The following is a 22,383-nucleotide window of genomic DNA, read 5'->3' as shown; positions in this document are numbered from 1 at the left end:
TTTATATTTTAAACTATCTACACCTCAAAACTCAAAATAAAACAGTAACATTTAAGCCACTGTTTCAACATCATCAAAACCTAATTTATATTTTATAAGTTCTGATTTGATAATAACGATTATGAAGTATGTTCCACCAATAATATAGCTTTTCTTTAGATACTTGAATTTAGTTTCAAAATCGCAGTAAATTTTAAATTTGTTTTAACTTTTTTTGGCAAATCCTATTTGCTTCCAATAGACATTGTATAAAAATAAAATTAGCCCATAATTTTATTTTGTTCTGCTATATCCTTTAAGATTTTGATAATTTGTTTTATGTAATTTCAAATATAGAGCTATTCCAAATATTAGGGCAATAATCCCCATACCAACTGCAATACCTAAAATAATTTGATTTCCCGTTTGATTAGCAATATGAATAGAGTCTCCATTGGGGTTAATAATAACTTCGTAATGCTTGGATTCGATTTTTGCTTTAACTTGCTGAAAAAATGAATCTGGTGTGAATGCAATAATTGAAATGATATTGACAGCTGCTGCGTATTGATGATTTGAAACTTTCATTTCAGTTGAAATTGGTGATCAGCGAATTGTCACAACTGCTCAGGTTAATGCACCTAAAATGATTAAGTTTAAACATGCGGCAATTTTTATTGCAATAACTCTTCAATTATATGGCTCTTCTAAAGCTCACTGACGAAAATCATTTTTAAATCCTGGCAAAATGATTGCAATTAAAATTAGCAAAATTCCTAAAAATAAACCAATACACATTCATAAAATGTAGGAATGGCTCTTATCAGCTGCTCTACCTGCAAATGGCGAAATTATAAATCGCATTACATAGGTTCTAAAAATTCCAATAATTGATACCACAACTGCTCCAACCAAGAAGATATTATCTAAATAGTTAATGTAGCTGCTTAATCCCATTTGTAGCATGTACACTCCAAGGACTAAAATTCCCAAAGCTCAAATTTGTCAGTTCTTTAAAAGTTTGAACATTTCTTTTAAAGAAAAACTTTTGTCGGTGCTCTTTTTTTCTTCAATAAATAGAAAAACCATAACTGTTGCAGAAACTAGGCAGACTAAATACAAACTAACAAGGATAAAAAATCCTGAACTAATCTGATAATTGTTGACTACAATGTTGGGTAAAATTTCATTAGCGTTTAGAGTTAATAGCAAAATTCCAACCCCTGCTAGTATTAAACCAAAGAGTCCATTTAAGGAACCTTGAATACCATTATTTTTGCCAACTTTTTGTTCTTTGGCAATTCCTACTAAATCAGCGGTATCATTATTTTTAACTAACTTTCATAACGGAGCTCAAAATAGTCCGCTCTTCGCAAAACTATAAAAACAGAAAAGCGCATACAATTGATATTTAACTAAAATTCTGTTGCCCGTTCAAGCATTAATGAAGGGTAACATCATATATCATGTAGCCAAAATTGTAATTAATGCTAAAGCTGCTCCAATCAAATGCTTGCTTTTAAATTTATCCCCAATGTACATACCCAAAATATAGCACGGTATAGATAGATACCCATATAGGGCTTTTCCTTGTGAATATTCTGAAGCATGCAATCCTAAATAGCTATAAACATTTGGAACAAAATTTTCCATATACGAAGGAATTGCAAATACAGCAACATCTGCCAAGGCTAAGATTACTAATGGAAAAGTTTTAAGCCATTTTGATTTAAAAACTCTAACTTTGGATTTACTGATAGAATTTAATTTCATTTTTCTCTTTTCTACTCTCATAATTATTATTTTTCCTTTTTTATTGGTTGCTTATTCTTTTGTTGGTTTGAAAACCATTTTGCATTAAAAACATAAATGTAAAAATAATTTAATTATCTACTTGATAATGTATAGTAGTTATATTATATTTATCCTTAGGGAGATAAAATATGAATAAGAAAGAAATAAAATTAAAAAAGAAATGATTACAAAAATTGCGTAAGGCACTAAAACTATTAGCTGAAGATGATGCTAATGATATTATAGAGTCATATGAAGAAAAAATTAATGAAGAGTTTAATGAGCTAGGAAACATGCAAATTGTTTTGGATCAGCTTTCAAATACTGAAGTCATTGCTCGTGAAATCTACTTAGAACTTGGTATAGATTATAATGCAAAACCAAAGCATGAGAAAAAAAGCAAAACTCAAAAAACTAAGGTCGAAAAGGTTAAAGTTCAAAAACCGCAGGGAAAATCTGTTGGAATAAAGCTAGCTTTTACATTTCCAAATTTTATTATGAGCATTTTTGCTATCGCTTTGGCATTAATAAGCGCTGCGCTTTATCTTGTGGCATTTGTTTTAGTAATTGGTTTTCCATTTATGATAACAATTTTTTTTGTCACTTATGACTTTGCAATTGCAATAAGCCTATTTGTCCTAATCCTAGGATTAGTTCCTTTACTGACAATAGCACTTTGATATATTGCTAAGTTTTTTGAAAAGTCTACAAAAGTAATAATAAACGGAATTTTTATTGTCTATACTGATGAGCGTCCATTTGCCATGCTTTTCAAAAAATCAATGATTAACAAAATTATGCTAATTTCTGCAATAACTTTTGCAATAATTACAGGTTTTGGAGCAGCAATAAACTTAGCACCAGAAAATAGCGTTTTGGCTTCAAACTATAACAATAATTACCGTTACTCTCAGGTAACTGAAATTAATGTTGCTGATGAAATTAAGGATGCTTCTGCTGTACACCTTATTTACGATGAATTAAGTTCTTCAATGATTCGAAACACTAATGAGAAATTTGATTCAACCTTGGAATATGGGTCTATTAAATTAGTTAGACACTATAACATTAAAGAAAAATATACGCTTGATACAAAAGTTGACGTTGTTAATTTAAGTTCTTCAAATAATAATGACTATCAAATTTACTTATCTTCAAATTTGCCATGAAATGCAATTGTGGGTGTAACAAGTTTTGAAAGATATGAAATTTTTTATAACTTTAAGCCAAATAACTCAGGTGAGGTTGTTTAATGGATACACAATTAAAAAAAGGTGTTTTAGAAATGTTGGTCTTACATTTTTTGAGCAAAAAAAATTATTACGCATATGAATTAAACAAAGCTTTAAATGGCGTTATTCAAACAAATGAGTCAACGTCTTATGCTATTTTTAAAAAATTGATTATTAAGGAATATGCTGAATATTACGTTGAAGAGTCACAAAATGGACCTTCAAGAAAATATTATAAAATTACCAAAGATGGTTTTGCTGAGTTGCAAAAAAACAAGGCAGAATGAGACGAATTTCATAAAGTAATTAATAACTTGCTAAATCAATAAAAAAACCAAATTTACTTTGGTTTTTTTATTAATTAGAATTTTAACTGCTATTTCTATTATTTCATTCCAATCATTGTAAAAACTACGTGTCCGTCATCAAAAAAGACATCTCCATCTTGACCGCTTTCACCCAATGTGACATTAAATAGGTCATTTGATATTATCATTTCTAGTGTTTGATAGTAATTACCTCCGCTTGGAACAGAAACACCTGTAGTTTGCAATCCTTTCAATATATCAGAATTAACATTTGCAATTGAAAAAGATTTTAAATTTCTTCAGTATGTTGGAGCCGTTTGAATATATTCAAAATTGAAACTATCCATTCCCTTCAACTTACTTAAAAAATACTCATTTTTAATTTTTGCTACTTCAGGATCATTGTCAGCAATTAGGTTTAATCCTTTAGTAACTTGATCACTATATGGTCTTTTTTTCAGGAAAGTTGTGTCATTGCTCAATCCTTTTCAATAATCCCATATATTAAAGTCGGTTCCATCTGCTTTCTTAGCCCCTGATTTTCCTGACATATAAAATAGAAGACCTTTTTCTTCAAGTTTTGCATCATTTGACAATTCATCAATGTCAGTTGGTGATATACCATAAAATTTGTGAAACTCTTTTAGGGCCAACTCAGCGCCACTATAGTAAGCGGCAAAAATTTTGTTAGTTTCAATTTCATTTTCAGTATTTGATGTTTTGTCAACAGCTACAGATAAATTGACTTTAATATCATTTAGTTTTTGCGTATAACCATTTTTTAGAGCAAACTGAATTCCCTTAATTCCGGCCTGTTCATTAGAAACTGAAGCACTCATTAAGTTTTCAATATTTGCTGATTCTTCAACAGTAGAGTTTTTAATAATTTCTTTGTACTCTGCTTCAAAAGTGGTTTTGTAATCTTTTTGTGCTTCCTTATATGAAGCTTGCAAATCTTCAAATAAAATCTTATTTTTGGCAATTACGCCATCAGCCAATTTAACTGATATATCTTCGTTTACTGCACCAAAATACATTTTTTGTCTTTTTATTTCATTTGCATCAATTATTCCCTTTTTTGGCCCTATCAATTTTGTAAGTTTAATTTTTTGTATATTAAGAGATCCGATTTCGCTTCTTTTAGAGCTACTTCTTACAACATTTTCAGGATCGTTTATAGAAACTTTTACGGCTTTCAAGATATTGCTTTCACTATTTGCAAAATAGTCTTTTTCAATATTTTTAACCATATTTTTAGCTAATTTTTTATAGTACTCTTCCAAAGCGATTTTGTATTTTTCAGATTTCCCACCAACAGTTTCTATAGAATCAATATTTAAATCATTTTTATCAATTCATACTGAATCATTTCCTGCTTTTAACAAATTAGCCGCAAAATTTTCTTGAATATTTTTGATTGTTTCTACAATAATTTTGTCATCAGAAATTGTGATTGATACAGTTCCTTTTATAGTTTTAGTTTGCTTGCTATCTTCTGCATCCATGTAAGAATATTTTGAAGAATAGTTAATTTCAAGATTTGAAAGAAAACTGTCTCCTTCAACTTTGGTATAATTTAATAATGCTGTTTCATAATCAAAGGCAATATTTTGAATTCAGTTTTGCCCCAATGATCCTATGATAATTTGATAAATAGAGGCACTAATTGATTTTTTTAGATTGTTAACTTTTGAAGCAGGTGATAATAATGATTCAATATTTCTTTTTAGAGTATCTTTTTGCTTATCATCTAAAACTTTGTAAAAATTAACTGGTGTTGGAGTTTCGGATTCATCTAGTACTTTAGGAATCTCGCTTTTTGCCTTATTGTAAACATCTTCTAAGTTATCTTTTCCAAAGAAAGCTAAGTTATTGCTACTAGCTTCACTTTCTAAAAGCGTTGCGCTATCAGCGATTGGAGCTGAAACAACTGAAGTTCACTTTGTAATTACTTCATTTTCAAATTGTTTTATTAATTTATTAATTTCTTCTTTTCCTTGCTCAGGATTTGGATTGACATTTTTGTCATCTTTATTTCCACAAGCAACAACTGATAAACCAGCAGTTGCAGTTAAAGTAACTGCTCCCAATATTGTTAATAATTTTTTCATTTCATTTTCCTTTTCTGTAATGCTTCATATCTTACTTTTCTAATAATTTTTATTGACTTCCAAGATTGACTTTTACTCCTTGTTTAATTTCTTTTAACTTTTCTTCTGTAGCTAAGTCATTAACTTTTCCATTTAATGCTAAAAGCAAATCTAAAGATTCAACAAATTCCAATTTCAAAGAGTCAAAGTCTTTTTTATACTTCTTATTATTTTCCATTAGTTTTTTTTCATAGTTTGACTTTGTAAGTTTTAACTCATCCTGAAAAGCTTTAAACATTTCCAATTTGATATTGTTTACTTTATCCAGTGAAACAAAATCTGTAGTTGCTGAGTTGTTACTTTTTATTTCTTCGCTTATTTGAGCCACTACATTTTTCATATCTTCTATTTCTGACTTAAAATCTGTTCTTTTGGCAGTCGCTTCAAGATTTTGGATTTTGTTAAAAATTTCGTCTTTCAATTTTTCTAAATCTGAGTAACTTATCAAACTGTTGACACTTTCAGTTAGCTCATCAGTTGCTTTTTTATTTTTAAAAATTTCTGTTCTTAGCATGTTCAATAATTCAACAGATTCTTGATTGTTTCTATCAACAAGATCATTAATCTCTTCTTTTAGTTTTTCTTGACAGCTAAAAAAAACATCTTTCTGGACTAATTGATTGTTACTTTCTTTTAAACTTTGAATTGTCTGTTCTATTATTGAAATGTCAGAATCAAATGACTTCATTTCTTTATTTAAAGCTATTTGAAAACTGTCAATAATCTTTTGTTCTCTGTCAAAAAGTTCATCCCTTGAAACTTTTTCCAAGCAGTTTTCTTTAATTTTATTTAAATTTAAAATGACTGATTCCAAATTATTATGTAAGTCATTAATTTTGCTGTCACAAATTGAGTTTTCTAAAGTAAGCTCCTTGCATTGCTTTTTAACATCATCAATTTCTCATTCAAGTTGGTCTACTATTTTCTTTTTTACATTTTCTAAAGTATAACTATCATCTTCTGATAGTTTTTTAAATAAACTGTCATCCTCATTATCAGTAAAATACTTACTTTCTCTCAAACTATTTTGAAGTTTTCTTAAAGATTCTATGTATTTTGAGGATTTTTCATCTTCACTTGAGACATAATTTATAATTTTATTATTTTCAGTATTCAAATCGCCTGGTTTTTTTGTTTTTAAATTACTATGTGCTATTTCAGTTTTCAAAATGTGCTCCAAATTGCTAATTTTTAAATTAATTAGGTCTGCTATTTTGTCAAACTTTTTGTCACTAATGGTATTATTATCTTTTAAATAATTTTGCTTTTTTTCTTCAAGATTATAGTCATTATTTGTAATGGATTTGTTGTAAATACTTTCTAATTCAATAATTGCATCCAAGTAATTACTACATATCTTTACTATGTTATTTTTGAAATCTTTAATGCAGAAAAAGTTGTCATTTTTTTCTATATAAAAATTCTCTTTCAACTTTGTTATCATAATTAATAGTTCCTCACTTTTGGTTGGTTGATATTTAATACATTTTGAAAAAACGACTAGCCTTTTTAGGTTTTTTAGTTTTTCCTTTTGCTTTTTGTTTTTGCTTTTTATTTTCTCAACTATTTTTCATTTTATTTTTATTGCCCTCTGAACCTTTTATTTGAAATCATATTTTTTAAATCTAATTAAAGCGACAGTAAATCCAAGTAAGCTTATCCCAATGAGTATGGCAGTATAGTATCAAGATTTAGTATAGTTTGTTGTTGTATTTTCTTTAATTCGATTCTGATTATTCAAATCCAATTTGTACTCTTTGTAACCAAGAAACATATTTTTCTGATTTTCTAAGTAAATTTTTGAATCTGAATTTGGTGAAAATCAAATGTCCTGATTATAAAATCCCAAGTTTTCAGTATATAGCATTCACAAACCACTATATAAATTAAAGTAAGATAATATACCTATTGTATTTCGTCCATTTTGATAAGTGTCTCAATCAGCAGAAGATGTTTTTATAGAATTTGTGGACATTATTAAATAATTGCTTGAGTATTTAATAAAGTATTGCTCCAATATTCTTGCTGTATACATTAATTTAAAATCAAGCTGCTTTTTGACTAAGTCATCTGCATTTGAAAACTTAAAGCCATCACTGTTACGACCAATAAGGGCATATTCATAAAGAGTTTTTAAGTCTTGATCTTTCAATGCATATTTGTCTTTTTCACCACCGCCAGGATTAATTTTTTTTAAAAAACTCTTATCAACTCCAGATTCCATGAACAAGAAATCATAGAATAAATCATACTTCTCAAATTGCACATTATTATTAAAGTGAGCGGTTATTTCATTTGTAAAATTTTTAAAATCTTTTAATATGTTCTTGGTATTTTCTGAAGTCGCTTTTGAAATTAAAGTTTCAAGCTCATTATTGCTAATAAATGTTTCATTTAAAGTTAATTGAATATCAAATTTGTCACCACTTTTTCAAGTTTCTGGAACTGTTTTGTCTCTTAATGGTTTTGAAAATAATTCCAAATTGCTTTCATTAACAATTACTGGCTCTTTTCTTATTAATCCTAATTTTGATCACATTTCTGTTCTGAGCAAAATAGTCTGCTTGCTACTAAAACTTTCTTGAGTCATTTGAGAATTTAAAAAATAATCATAAATATACTTTGATAAATATTTATATTTTATGTTTCCATTTTTGACATTGTTGTTTAAATTGTAAGCATCATAAATATCATTTAGCTTAAATAATTGATTATTTTCAAATTGAATGTTGTAACTTTTTTCATTTGCTTTAACAAATGACATTGGAATATTTGCTACAAAAGAAACTGCTAACAATAACGTACAAATAATTGTTGTAGTTTGCAAACTGAAAACAAAAATTAGAAAGATAACAAAGTTGGTTAATAGAAATGTAGCTAAAAGCGTATACAGACTATATGTGACTGTCATCTTCAAAATAAAAACATCGTACTTCAACAAATTAAAAGCTGAGTAAAATAAATTAATAGTCAAAAAACTGCCTATAATATTAACCATTATAATCAGAAGAACAAGAATATATTGTGCTAGAAAGAACTTCACTCGATTAACTTGGTTTGTTAATACAATATATGTTGTTTTATCTTCAAAATTTTTGTTGAAAAAGAATTGGATCATCCTTAATATAAAAACAAACATTAAACAGCAAGTAAAAAATAAAATATAAAAGTTGAAAATAATGACCTGTGATTCTCCGGACTTGGCATACGCCAACAGAATTCCAATGATAATTGAAGAGATTAAAACTAAAATATTCAGAACATAAAATAATATCTCCTTTGTGATACTTTTAAAACTAAACTTTATCAATTTGAAAAAAGGTATTCTGCTATACTTTATTAGCTTTTTTGGCTTTTTTTTATGTTTGATTTCCTTAGTCGTGTTGTTATTAATTAGTTCCAAGATGTCTACCTCCTTTCTACAGTTGGTATAAAGTACTAAAGTTTTATGCTTTCTAATCGCACTCTAAAAACCTTGGATGATGTTTTATATGCTCCATCTTTATTTTTAGATAACAGAATCATATGATAGTATTCTTTACCACTCAAACTTGTGTTAGTAATAATAGTTGTCTGCTCCTGCAATTCGCTTAGTGAACCTGTTTTGTCCAACTTAGCTTTTATATTTGCCTCAAAATTAATATCATTTTCATTAAAAAATAGAGCTTTGTCGTTGGCTTGCAAATTGAAATCTTTTTCATAATTAAAAGCTGTTGTATATTTCATATGCTTTTCAACAAAAAGATGATTTTCTAACACATTGCCAGAATTTAATAGTTTTGATACGAAATTCATTTTGGCATTATATCCAGTACTCTCTTTGTTGGCGTTTTCTCACGGATCCTCATTTGGAGATACTGGATTTTCTGTAACTCTTCCTCATTTTGATGTTAGTTTTTCTTTAATCAAATAATTACCTTGATCTTCAAGAAAATTTTGACCTACTTTTCCAAAATTTATAAACTGCGGATTAATTAACATTTTTCCGTTCTTTTGTTCAAACAGCTTTCAGGACAAAGTAGTATTGTCAATATTTCGTAGTGATAACAAACTTACAGGAATTGTTATTTTTCTTATATCATTGCCACCAAATTCATATCCCAAATTTACATTTGGCTTTAAAGTTAGTTCAATCTCGACATTTCAATAAGACTTGTTTGCTTGAGCATCTCCTTCAATTTTTTTTACAAAAAGTGAGTCATACAAGATGCCATCATCAAAAGTAATATTTTCAATTTTAGTTTTAATTTCATTTCTAAAAACATTTATATCTAAAAATATTCATGTTTGAGCTTGTTGTTTTATTTTGGCAGATAGCTCAGTTATTTTTTGCTCGTTTATGATAATCGGCATTAACATTTTTCCTTCAAATTTTCTAAACCCATTGTCAACATCACTTGCAAATTTATACTGTTCGTCATCTTTTAAGCCGACATTTGCTTCGAAACTAAACCTTACAGTTTCTCTATTTTTTTGATAGTCTTTTTGTCCGTTACTTGCTGGTGAAAAATTTTCAATAGTTAAATTGATTACTTCTCCAAACATTATTCCTTCTGTAGGTGCGCCCGGCATATTTCTATTGGACTTAAAAATTTTTTGAACCAGCTCTTTATTATTAAAAGTTGTGCCCTCTAAAAAATCTTTCAAACTTGCAATTGAAGATTCCACATCATTTTTGGTAATCTTAATTTTACCCGGAGGCAAATTTTCACCATACGCGTATGCAATTGTAATCTTGCCTGAGTATGTAAAGTTGTTTTCATTTTTGCCATTTCCAATAAATGTTATTTTTTGCTCAAACTGTGTATTAGCTCCAGGGCTAATTGGTTTACCAACATCAACAGATATTCCTCCAGCTTTATCAATCTTTTGATCAATAATGGCTTTTTCTAACTTTTCTTTTTCTCATGGCTCGGCTATTTCAGTTTTTGAGTACAAAAGCAGTTTTAATTTCTTCTCAATGCTGGAAATTTTTTCGGTAAACCTATCTTTGACATTGCAAGAAACTACCGTTGTAGTTGTTGTCACGCTTAACCCCACGACACCTAAAATTGCTAGCAGTCTTTTCATATTATTTTTGCTCTCCTTTTCTTAAATTACTATTTGCTAATTAAACAATTTTTAGTCGCTTTTTAATATCATTGATGCGTTTTAAAATGTCACAATCAACGTTTGCCGATTTACTTATTTCATTATTCATATCTTTATTTATTTCTACCCCTAATTCAAATGAAGTTTTTCGTATTTTGGTTTCTCTAGAATCTGTTTTTTTATCCAAGGAATAAAAATAAGTCTTATCAGGCTCGTTCAAGATCTCATCAAACTCTTCATAGATAAATATTTGCTTATCATTATCTTTAAAGTTTTCAGCATAAGTAATTGGCTGATATTTTGGAATATGCGGTAATGTTTTGTCTTTTAGTGCTTTCTGAATCTCACTAATATTAATTGTCTGAGCGATAATATTTTCGGCCTTAGTACTATACTTGTTAAGTACTGCCTGAACATCATTAAACGTTTGTTCTTTCTTTAGACCAACAATTATGCTACTAGTTTTTTTATTAGTTTCAAAAGTTAAAATATTATGCTCGTTTAAGTGCTTTTCAACATTTTCAATACTAATATCATTTTCAAAAGACAGCTTTAATTTTTTGTACAAATTTAACTCTTCTTTGGTACCTGAAAAAACTAATTTTCCTTTTTCAAGAACAACAAAGTTTTCAATAATATCATAAACTTCATCAATATTATGAACTGTTAGTATAATAGTGCATTCTGACTCTTCCTTAAACTCTTTAAGAATTTCATAGACATAGTTTCTTCATTTTGAATCAAGATTTGCTCCTGGCTCATCTAAAATTAAAATTTCAGGTTCTTTAATGAAACACAAAATTAAATTCATACGATTTTTCATCCCTCATGAAAAAGCATTTAAAGATTTATCTTTTGCAGATCACAAATCAAATTTCTTTAGTCAATATTCAATTTTGCTATCAGCAATTCTCATATCAAGTCCCATAACATTACACATATTTTTTAAAAAATCATAAGCTGAAATTGAGTACAATGAAAAATCCATTTGCGAATAAAACCCAACATTAGCATTATTTTCAATTGAGCTTGATGATTTTCTTTCTTTTCCATTAATATAAATATCTCCATTATAATTTAATGTCGCTCCCAAGAGTGAGTTCAAAAACACGCTTTTACCAGATCCACTGCTTCCCAACAAGGCAGTAACTTTGCCTTTTTCAATATTAAATGAGAAAGGTCCAATATCGATATCCTTAAATTTTTTGTGAAAATCTACGGCCACAACTGAATTTTTTTGAAATAGCAAAGAACTTTTGTCAAGGTTCTTATTTCTCATATAATCGGTCTCCTTTTACATAGTATTAAACTACGAGGTTAATTTTACAAAAAAAAAAAAAAAACAAGACCCTTTACCAAAAAGGTCTTATTTTTTTAATTTTCTGTGGATTTAAAAAACTTTAAAGCAAGTATCTAGTATAAAAATTTTGGGTTTAGTTAATCCTGTAGTATGCTTAAAAACTGCTAACTTTCGCAATTTAAATGTCAGTTTAATATTTATCTAAAAACATATTTTTACTTAATTTTTAATAATGTTCTTTATAATAGGCTTTTGAGAATTTTGAATTGACAACTATTTGCAATATTTGCCTTTATTTTTGACTTAGTTTAAACTTGAGATACCTTTTTTACATACAATTTTCTAATAATATTTAATCAAAATATCAATTACTGACTTATCAGTTTTAAAATTTTCTTATTTTTTGAACGACTAAATCAGCACTATCTTACTATTTACTTCTACAAATGTTTGCAAAATTCTAAACAGCGGAAGTATAAATCGAGCACTTTAATAAAACTAATATTTTTTGTATTTTATTCAAAAAATAAAAAACTTTAAATAAAATTTTTTTTATTTAAAGCCCCCAAATTTTAAAATTGTTTTACATACTACAAAATTCTACTTAAAAAATCTTAAATACATACCTATACATACCTATATTAGCGACAAGCAATTTTAAAAGTTACTTGTTTTTAAAATCACATAATCAACTTTTTTAATTGCCTTTAGTTTGCTTCCTCCAGCATAAGAAATTGATGATTGCAAATCTTCATGCATTTCTTTATAAGTTTCGGTTAACTTTCCGCGAACCTTAATTAGCTCTTTTTTACCTTCAACATAACGTTTCTCACCTTTGTTATATTCACTAGCACTTCCATAATATTCTTTAAACATTATTCCATCAACTGTAACATTTTTACCAGGCGATTCTTCATGTGCTGCAAACAAACTTCCTATCATACAAATAGTCGCTCCAAAACGAATTGATTTGGCAATATCGCCATTTACACGTAATCCACCATCAGCAATAATAGGCTTAGTGGCTGCCTTACTACATCACTTGATTGCTCCTAATTGTCATCCACCAGTTCCAAAACCGGTTTTCAATTTTGTAATACATACTTTACCAGGTCCAACCCCAACTTTAGTCGCGTCAGCTCCTCAGTACTCAAGATCGCGAACTGCTTGAGGCGTTGCAACATTACCAGCAATAATAAAGGTTCTATCACCCATCATTTTTCTAATGTATTCAATTAATTGTTTTACAGACTCAGAATGCCCATGAGCAATATCAATTGTGATAAACTCTGGTATTTCTTCAATTGCCACCAAATCAGCAACTATTTGATAATCAGCTGGTTGAACTCCAAGACTTATTGAAGCAATCAGATTTTTCTGATGCATCATTTTTACAAATTTTACAGCATCAACATTGAAGCGATGCATAACATAAAAATAATTTTGCTTTGCCAACTCCACACAAATTTCTTCGTTAATAACTGACGCCATATTAGCAGGAACAACTGGCATAGCAAATTTATATTTTCCCAATTCCACACTGGTATCACATTGACTTCTTGATGTGACAATACATTTGTTGGGAATTAATTGGATATCTTCATAATCAAAAGCGTACATATTTCTCCTCTATTCTTTTACATACTTATTATAAAAGAAAAATAGTACTTTTACCTAATTAAAAATATATTTCATTTTAACAATTTTTATTCTTTGACAATCATCCATTTTAACCAATTATTTTTGAGAATCTTGTTCTTCTTTTTTGTCTTTTCTTTTTAATAGCAATAATAATAAGGCAATAAAAGTTGCAAAACTTACTACCCCAATAACTGAAATAATCAATACTGTATAAGTCTCCTTTTCTTCGTTGATTTCAAAAATTGAAAGAACTATTTCTCCCATATAGACATCTTGGTCCAACGTAGATAAAGTCACTGTTCCATCAGAATTAAAAGTAAATTTGATTTGTGCTCATTTAATTCCAAGTTCTTTATTAGCTTCAATAATTGCTTGCTTGATTGATTCTTGATTACCCCTATTGGCAAAAGAAATTCCGATCTCTTGTTTTTTTATCACGCTTGATAGCTCTGGGCCAAGCTCACCAACAATAATTTCAATTTCACCAACATAAACTTCTTGATTTACTGATACTAAATAAACTTTGCCATCTTTAAATTCAATCTCGGCGGCATCTCAATTAATGTGACCATTTTTATTGTCAATAATTTGCTTAATAATCTGTTTATCTTGAGTCTTCCCATGCTCTACAATAATTTTACTTTTAGTTATAATTTCAGCTAAGTTTTTTCCCAATTCTTTAACTGTAATGACCACTTCCCCATAATAATAATTGACATTTTTTGAATGTAATATTACTTGATTTTTGTCATTAAATTTAAGTTCAATTAGGTCTCAGTCAATTGTTGGATAAGGGTTTTGTGTTTTAATTGCTTTCTTAATTGTATCTATCTCTGTTGTCTTCCCATAAGGTACACTGATAGTTTTGTTTTTAATAACTGTTGATAAATCTTCAGCCTCTCCCTCATCAACATTAAAAGTAATCTCAACCGAATTTTTATAAATTTCTTCGTTGGCTGATTCAATAGTGGCAATATAGTGTTTGTTAACAATTTGATAACTTGAATTAGCATTTTCATTTCTTATATTTTCAATTTTAACTGCTTCAATATCCAAATTGGGGTTTAATTCTTGCAATTTCGCTTTAATATTACTCTCTTTATAATTAGAAATCTTACCTAATTTTTTCTCCTTAATAACTTCTTGTAAATCTTCAGGAATGGCGTATTTAATTTCCACACTTCCCTTATAAAAATTGGCATCTTTTTTAGCCTTTAATATAATAATTTTTTCTTTTTCTTTGGTATTCATATCTATTTCTATTTGTTCCCAATTAAAATTCAAATCAGCAAAATGTTCTCTAACTGCAGCAACTGTTGGAGTGATATCTTTAATTCCCAGACTTCTTTTTTCTTCGGGAATCTCAACTTCTAAGTCTCTTTTATAGGTATATGTTACTGTCGCTGAATTTTTGTAAACCTCTGAATCAGGCTTTGCTGCAATTTCAATTTCATTTTCGTCATAGCCTTTCAATCAAATTTCATCAAGTTTGATATTTGGATATTTTTTAATTAGCAATTTATTGATAAACTCAAATACTTGTTCTTCAGTTTTATTTTCAACATCATTTGGAGTAATATTGCCAATAAAATTATCCTTTTCTAAGATAATCTCATTTAAATCTTGGCGATCTCTCAAAATAGCAACTTCTTTCTGATTTTGAATTCTTGTTGAATTAGACGACGCCTTAATTAGCATCATACCTTCTTCAGTTGAAGATGAATCTCTAGAAATTGCAACTTCAAGATCAAGTTCTGAAACCTTTTCTCAGCCTTTTTTATTAGCTAAATATTCGACAATGTCATCAACATTAGTCTCTTTAAAAACTTTTAAGTCATCAAACAAATTTGCAGTTGACAAGTCATAAATTTTCTGAATACTAATAACTTTTTTTCCTACTAGATATTCTGAATTTTTATTGGCGGTCAGCACAATTTTTCCTTCACTCTGGATAGTCGCTTTATTTATAGTAAAATCAAAATCTTTATTAGCAACTTTTTTTAATCCTTGAATTGCATTAATTTGATTTAAGAAGTTTTCTTGGTTTGCTTCATTACTATCAAATTGTACCGAAAGCTTATCTAAGTCAAATTTTAGTCATGGAATATCTAGTGTAACTGAATTTTTGATTAAAGCAGTATCAGGATCAGCTGCAATATATAATGAACCCTTGACTCCTATTTTTGCTTCAGATTTTTCAATAATCAAATCACTTAAGCTTATCTCATCTGAGTTTGGAAATTCTTTTTTTATGGCCTTGTTAATCATTTCCAAAATTTTTTCGTTAGTTATGTCGTTTGATAGCTGAATATTCTCATGAACTAATAAGGTTGCCAAATCAATAGCTCCGCTAGCTGATAAAACTATCCTTTGACTATTAATAAATAAAGTTGAATTCATTTTTGCTTTAATATCAATGTATCCGTTTTCTGTTTGAGTTGCGGGTTCGTAATCTAAATCATAATTGCTGCCGACATCTAAATTCATATCTGTAGCAGCTTTCAATTGCTTAGTAACAGCATTGCGAATTTCGCCTTCGTCTGTTAAAGACGTTAAATTTTCAAACCTAAAAGTTTCTATGTCAAGTACTAAGGTTGGAATTTTTATTTCCTGGCTTTTGATTACTAAATGAGATTCAGGTTTTGCTTCAATTTTTATTTTTCCTGGAGTGCTGTAAGTGGCTTTTTCAAAAAAAATATTGATATCATTATTGGTCAAATTTAGGCCAAACTTTTCTCTAATCGCTGCAAAAATTTCAGGTTCTTTTGTTTCATTACTGACTTTCAAGTTATTTTCAATTGAGTTTTCCGGCAAACTTAAATCGATTTGGACATTTTGGCGATCTCTCAATTTTAAGCGAGCTTCTTTTTTAAATTCAGGATTTTCTTCATCATAAAACTGAATTAAAATATCAGTTCCTTTAGCAGAACCCGGCTTGACAATCGGTACTGATCAGAACTTGTCATTATCATTGTATTCCAACACTACATCAATTTCTTCTTCACTATCTTCATCTAATAATGTAACTTTGGAAATATAAGAATTGCCCGTAATTTTAATTGCATGCTTTTCAGGATCTGCTCAAACATAAACTTCGTCTTTTTCTCCCAATGAATATTCAAGTTGGCCTTCTTGATTTCCAAGATTGGTAAATCGTAGTGCTTCTTGAAATTTATCGCTGATGGTACGGTTAACATACATTCCGTCTCACTTTCCACCGCCTAAAATCCCACCTTTGCGTCGAAACATTTCATCTGTTTGAAAACTCACTGCATAATCAAAAATTCCACTATAGCCTTCTACTGTTTTAACACTAAATTCATTTGTGGATGGAAGTGGTGTTTGCTTATACAGATATTCTGATGAGGCATTATTTGTTGATTTTATCCTTACTTGATTATTGAAAATTGTATATTTTGTTAAATCATTAATTCAAACAACATCTTCAATTCACGTTCCTGTTTCAGCCACTTTTTTAGTTTCTTTAGAAACAATGTCTACAAAATAGCTAATAGTATTTTCTAAATTTACAACACCATTTTTTTTGCTGGCATTGACAATTCACATTCCATCTTTTTCAGCAATAACCTTAATTGCTTGATTAGAATCACTATACTGATGAATTACTTGAATATTTTCCCCATTAATCAAAGAAATATTTCCAGACAAAACAGAATAAACAAATCCTGTATCAGAATCATTTGAAGTTGCCAAAGCTGGATAATTATTTTCACCTATCATTGGTCCAGAATCAATTACCGTTGATTTCAAAGTTTCATAGTCAAGCCTATTTATTCTTCAAATATTTTCAATGCTACTTACAGTTGTATAATAAATAGCATTATTAACCTCAGAAAAAACAGCATTTTTTACTGTCTCTTGTTCTGGTTTTAACAAAATAATTTCTTCTCCAGTTGAATCAATTGGAGTTGGCTTTGCTGGAGTCAAAAGACCCCCAAATCCTGCCAAAAGACCATTAACTCCACCAGCAATTCCTTCAACTAAACCATCTGACTGATTTTCATTGCTTTTTTGAATATTTCATTCAAATTTTGTTATTCCCTTTTCACTAAAATAAAAAACTTCATCATTGGCTGCATAAAAAATCGTTTGATCTTTTAAGTCAATGCCCATAGCTTTTTTTGCTCTGTTTCCAGGTCCGTCTCAACCATTTTCATTTGTAGTTGAATCTATTGCTTTGTAGGTTTCAAAACCAGAGTAATCTGCCTTCATTTTTGTGTAAGCCAATCGGTTACGTTTTTCTTTTCTAAAAAGCCCACGTCAAAAAGTAGCACCGCTTTTTTTGTCAAAAAAAGACTGCTCAACTTTAGCTCCAAGATATACAACCGCACGATCAACTATTTCATAATCCTTAATTATATCTTGTTCATTGGTCTTGGTACTATGACTTAGATTAGTTGACATCAACATAGTTGTTGCTTGTTCTCCTACAGTTAATGCAGATAACAATCCTAGTAATACTTTCATATCTCTCCTCGTTTTTTTGGTAGCAACATACTTTAATTTAAAAAATTTTAAAATCTATAAAATAGGAACAGCTTTTAAAGCTTATAACTTTATTTTAAGTCAAAACGAAAAAAAAACAACAAAATTCTTCTAATCTAAGAAATTTCTTGTTTAAATATATGTTTTTGTAGATGATTTTATTAAGCTAACTACTGTGCACTGTTTTTGAAATACTATCTTGTTAAAAATTCTTTTTGACGATCTTTTGACTTAGCTGTAAACTTTTATAAGCTCTATATTTACAATAAGAATATTTTCCAACTTGGCTTCCAAATCCACTGATATAGCCATAAATTCCATTAGTAGATAAAACTTATCTTCATAATATTCTATTGATGATCTAAGGCTTCCATTATATCCAGCTCATCGTTGTCCAATTCTATCATTATGTAACTCAGAAGTATATGCTGTAAAAATATGTGACCCATTGAGCTAGATGTTGGGTTGCTTTAGTATCTTCTTACCGTAGTATTAACCTCAATGTTATTTGCTAATGAGTTTGTCTTCCTTGAAGATAATGTGCATTTCTTAATATAGTATTTCCCTTTGAAGAAACTCTTAGCGTACTTTTGGTCAATTGGTATTTGGTAATTTTTATTTCTACACTAAAATGTTTTACATTTGAATTTGTTGCAACTACATCATAAAACAACACCAAATTTTGATACTGACCAGAAATTCAAATATCTTCATATTGAGTGCGATCTTCTAAATGCATTTTTTCTTTGTTACTATCGTTTTTTAGCTGTCTGCTATTTGATTGCTATTCATTATCTAGTGAATTGAAGCTGATAACACCAGTTAGTGCTATAAGTGCTCCAACACCTAGTATCGCGATTATTAATTTCATTAAATTAGTTTTTTTGGTTTGTATTGTCAAGATATTGGTATAACTTAACTTTTGAGCAAGTACTAATTTATTACACTATATTAAAATAGCCTTTATTATTAAAGTAAATGTTTTAAAAATTTTATAATGCTTGAAATCATCTCCTGTTAATACAATAGTTTCCTTTGATACTTTTATTTTAAAAAATGAGTTACAATTTAACATGCTTTTTAACTATTAAAGTAAACTTTAATGAAATAATTTTTCTAAATAATGTCATTTATAGATTCACAAACTTATTAGACAAAAAAAGAAACCTAATTAAAGGTTTCTTTTTTAGAACTGGCAACTCGCTATCTTCTCACGAATGCAATATTGTCGCCGTAATAGAGCTTAACTTCTGTGTTCGGTATGGGAACAGGTGTGACCTCTATGCTATTATCACCAGATCTTAATTTTGATTGTTCTTTGAAAACTGAATACTAGATTGAAAAATTTATTGTTTTTATATAAATGTGCGTTGAGTAATAGATTTTATTCTAAAATTCTCTCGATCTATTAGTAATGGTTAGCTTAACGCCTCGCAGCGCTTACACATCCATCCTATCAACCATGTGGTCTACATGGGATCTTACATCTTACGAATGGGAAAATTCATCTTAAAGGAGGCTTCTCGCTTAGATGCCTTCAGCGATTATCCTTTCCACATATAGCTACCCAGCTGTGCCATTGGCATGACAACTGGAGCACCAGGGATGTGTCCAACTCGGTCCTCTCGTACTAGAGTCAGCTCTCTTCAATTTTCCTACGCCCACAACAGATAGGGACCAAACTGTCTCACGACGTTCTGAACCCAGCTCGCGTACCGCTTTAATGGGCGAACAGCCCAACCCTTGGAACCGACTTCAGCTCCAGGATGCGATGAGCCGACATCGAGGTGCCAAACCTCCCCGTCGATGTGAACTCTTGGGGGAGATCAGCCTGTTATCCCCGGGGTAACTTTTATCCGTTGAGCGACGGCCCTTCCACTCGGGACCGCCGGATCACTAAGTCCTACTTTCGTATCTGTTCGACTTGTAAGTCTCGCAGTTAAGCATTCTTCTACCTTTGCGCTCTTTGTATGATTTCCAACCATACTGAGAATACCTTTGAGCGCCTCCGTTACATTTTAGGAGGCGACCGCCCCAGTCAAACTACCCACCAGACACTGTCCTCAACCCAGATAATGGGTCCAAGTTAGAAAGTCAATGTAACGAGGCTGGTATTCCAAGGTTGACTCCACAGTCCCTAGCGGTACTGCTTCAATGTCTCCCAGCTATCCTCTACACGTTACACCAAATTTCAATATCAAGTTATAGTAAAGCTCCACGGGGTCTTTCCGTCTAGTTGCGGGTAACCGGCATCTTCACCGGTACTAAAATTTCACCGAGTCTATAGCCGAGACAGCGAAGGGATCATTACACCTTTCGTGCGGGTCAGAACTTACCTGACAAGGAATTTCGCTACCTTAGGACCGTTATAGTTACGGCCGCCGTTCACCGGGGCTTCAATTCAAAGCTTCGCTTGCGCTGACTTCTCCTTTTAACCTTCCGGCACTGGGCAGGTGTCACCCCCTATACATCGTCTTGCGACTTAGCAGAGAGCTGTGTTTTTGTTAAACAGTTGCCCCTCCCTCTTCACTGCGGCTCAACATAGTTGAGCACTCCTTCTTCCGAAGTTACGGAGTCATTTTGCAGAGTTCCTTAGCTATAGTTATCTCGCTTGCCTTAGGATTTTCTCCTTGATCACGTGTGTTCGTTCTAGGTACAGGCGATTAGTTATTAAGTTAGAAGCTTTTCTTGGAAGCATAGAGTCATGTACTTCGTTACTAGGCGAACCGTTCACTCCCCATCACGCTTCAATGTTGAATATAGAGCGGATTTGCCAACTCTACCACCTTTGCGCTTAGCCCAGGACAACCAACGCCTGGGATACACTATCTTTCTCCGTCACTCCATCACTAACTAATCGGTACAGGAATATCAACCTGTTGTCCATCGACTACGCCTATCGGCCTCGCCTTAGGTCCTGACTAACCCTGGGTGGACGAACCTTGCCCAGGAAACCTTGATCAAATAGCATGAGGGATTCTCACCCTCAAACGTTACTCATGCCGGCATAATCACTTCTAAGCGCTCCACTGGTCCTCACGGTCCAACTTCATCGCCCTTAGAACGCTCCCCTACCACTGTACTTACGTACAATCCGTAGCTTCGGTAGTATACTTAAGCCCCGGTACATTTTCGGCGCAAAATCACTCGACTAGTGAGCTGTTACGCACTCTTTAAATGATGGCTGCTTCTGAGCCAACATCCTAGCTGTCTGTGCAATTTCACATCCTTACACACTTAGTATACATTTGGGGACCTTAGCTGACGATCTGGGCTGTTTCCCTCACGAGCATGGACCTTATCACCCATGTTCTGACTGCCGTACAATTGGACATTGGCATTCGGAGTTTAATTCTATTCAGTACCGCTAGGTGCAGCCATCATAGATTCAGTGCTCTACCTCCAATGTTTTAATTACGACGCTATCCTTAAAGATATATCGGGGAGAACTAGCTATCTCCGGGTTCGATTGGAATTTCACCGCTAGCCACAAGTCATCCTCGGTCTTTTCAACGAACGTAGGTTCGGTCCTCCATTAGGTTTTACCCTAACTTCAACCTGCTCATGGCTAGATCACCCGGTTTCGTGTCTACTACAACGTACTCAACGCCCTATTAAGGCTCGCTTTCACTACGGCTCCCCATATTCTGGTTAACCTTGCACGTTATAGTAACTCGCCGGCTCTTTCTACAAAAAGCACGATATCACCCATTAACGGGCTCTATCTTCTTGTAAGCATATGGTTTCAGGAACTATTTCACTCCCCTCTCGGGGTACTTTTCACCTTTCCCTCACGGTACTGGTTCACTATCGGTAAAATGGTAGTATTTAGGCTTGCCGAGTGGTCTCGGCGGATTCCGACAAAATTTCACGTGTTTCGCCGTACTCAGGATATCCATTTCGAGATCAATGCATTTCGTATACGGGAGTATCACCCTCTGTGCTGCGACTTCCCAATCGCTTCTACTATACATTAATTTTGTAACTCTAACTATGGTCCTACAACCCCAGTCCGTAGACTGGTTTGGCCTGTTCCGCGTTCGCTCGCCGCTACTAACAGAATCATTATTTATTTTCTTTTCCTCTTGGTACTAAGATGTTTCAGTTCCCAAGGTTCCCATCTCACAACCTATGTATTCAGTTGTGGACAATACGAGATTAATCGTACTAGGTTTCCCCATTCGGACATCACCGGATCTAAGCTCACTTCCAGCTCCCCGATGCTTTTCGCAGGTAGTCACGTCCTTCTTCGGCTCCATTTTCCAAGGCATTCACCATATGCTCTTACTATTTTTTAGAAAAAATCTATTTGCAATTTATAACATTAATTTTAGTTTTTTTATAACTGATGTCAAATTTGATAATTGAATATAATTCAATTA

Annotated in this window: 11 protein-coding genes and 2 rRNA genes; 2 read left to right on the top strand and 11 right to left on the bottom strand. The window is 31.2% G+C overall.

What is annotated here, in order from left to right:
- Positions 1-273 precede the first annotated feature (273 nt).
- Positions 274-1,752, bottom strand: coding sequence for an MFS transporter (locus tag CXP39_RS01450; RefSeq protein ID WP_051591865.1), 1,479 nt, complete (start codon positions 1,750-1,752; stop codon positions 274-276).
- A gap of 170 nt (positions 1,753-1,922) precedes the next feature.
- On the opposite strand from CXP39_RS01450, the gene CXP39_RS01445 reads away from it, so the two are divergent.
- Positions 1,923-3,026, top strand: a complete 1,104-nt coding sequence (locus CXP39_RS01445; RefSeq protein WP_027048180.1) for an HAAS signaling domain-containing protein — start codon at positions 1,923-1,925, stop codon at positions 3,024-3,026.
- The gene (locus CXP39_RS01440; protein WP_027048181.1) at positions 3,026-3,334 is read left to right on the top strand and encodes a PadR family transcriptional regulator; all 309 of its coding nucleotides are present in this window, start codon (positions 3,026-3,028) and stop codon (positions 3,332-3,334) included. The genes CXP39_RS01445 and CXP39_RS01440 overlap by 1 nt, the downstream gene beginning before the upstream one ends.
- Before the next feature lie 56 nt (positions 3,335-3,390).
- On the opposite strand, the gene CXP39_RS01435 is transcribed toward CXP39_RS01440, so the two are convergent.
- The 10 genes from CXP39_RS01435 to CXP39_RS01390 form a co-directional block, all read right to left on the bottom strand.
- A complete protein-coding gene (locus tag CXP39_RS01435) occupies positions 3,391-5,424 on the bottom strand; it encodes a lipoprotein (RefSeq protein ID WP_027048182.1) in 2,034 nt (677 codons plus the stop codon).
- 49 nt (positions 5,425-5,473) lie between these two features.
- Positions 5,474-6,907, bottom strand: coding sequence for a hypothetical protein (locus CXP39_RS01430; RefSeq protein WP_027048183.1), 1,434 nt, complete (start codon positions 6,905-6,907; stop codon positions 5,474-5,476).
- A gap of 156 nt (positions 6,908-7,063) precedes the next feature.
- Positions 7,064-8,437, bottom strand: a complete 1,374-nt coding sequence (locus tag CXP39_RS04015; protein ID WP_245856639.1) for an ABC transporter permease — start codon at positions 8,435-8,437, stop codon at positions 7,064-7,066.
- Positions 8,438-8,901: 464 nt separating this feature from the next.
- Positions 8,902-10,533 (bottom strand): lipoprotein, encoded by a 1,632-nt coding sequence (locus CXP39_RS01420; RefSeq protein WP_027048185.1) that lies wholly within the window; start codon positions 10,531-10,533, stop codon positions 8,902-8,904.
- Between the two features lie 40 nt (positions 10,534-10,573).
- Positions 10,574-11,833: an ATP-binding cassette domain-containing protein gene (locus tag CXP39_RS01415; RefSeq protein WP_084497562.1), complete on the bottom strand. Its 1,260-nt coding sequence runs from the start codon at positions 11,831-11,833 to the stop codon at positions 10,574-10,576.
- 678 nt (positions 11,834-12,511) lie between these two features.
- Positions 12,512-13,474, bottom strand: a complete 963-nt coding sequence (locus CXP39_RS01410; protein WP_027048186.1) for a GMP reductase — start codon at positions 13,472-13,474, stop codon at positions 12,512-12,514.
- Between the two features lie 117 nt (positions 13,475-13,591).
- A complete protein-coding gene (locus tag CXP39_RS01405; protein WP_027048187.1) occupies positions 13,592-17,983 on the bottom strand; it encodes a hypothetical protein in 4,392 nt (1,463 codons plus the stop codon).
- 529 nt (positions 17,984-18,512) lie between these two features.
- Complete coding sequence (locus tag CXP39_RS01400) at positions 18,513-18,740, bottom strand: hypothetical protein (protein WP_027048188.1); 228 nt, start codon at positions 18,738-18,740, stop codon at positions 18,513-18,515.
- Positions 18,741-19,191: 451 nt separating this feature from the next.
- Positions 19,192-19,300, bottom strand: a 5S ribosomal RNA gene (rrf, locus tag CXP39_RS01395).
- 88 nt (positions 19,301-19,388) lie between these two features.
- Positions 19,389-22,299 (bottom strand): 23S ribosomal RNA (locus CXP39_RS01390).
- Between the last annotated feature and the right edge of the window lie 84 nt (positions 22,300-22,383).

This window comes from Mesoplasma syrphidae (assembly GCF_002843565.1).
In the GTDB taxonomy this organism is placed as follows: Bacteria; Bacillota_I; Bacilli_A; order Mycoplasmatales; family Mycoplasmataceae; genus Tullyiplasma; species Tullyiplasma syrphidae.
Note: the sequence above shows the minus strand (reverse complement) of the source record. Positions and strands in the feature narration are given on the sequence as shown.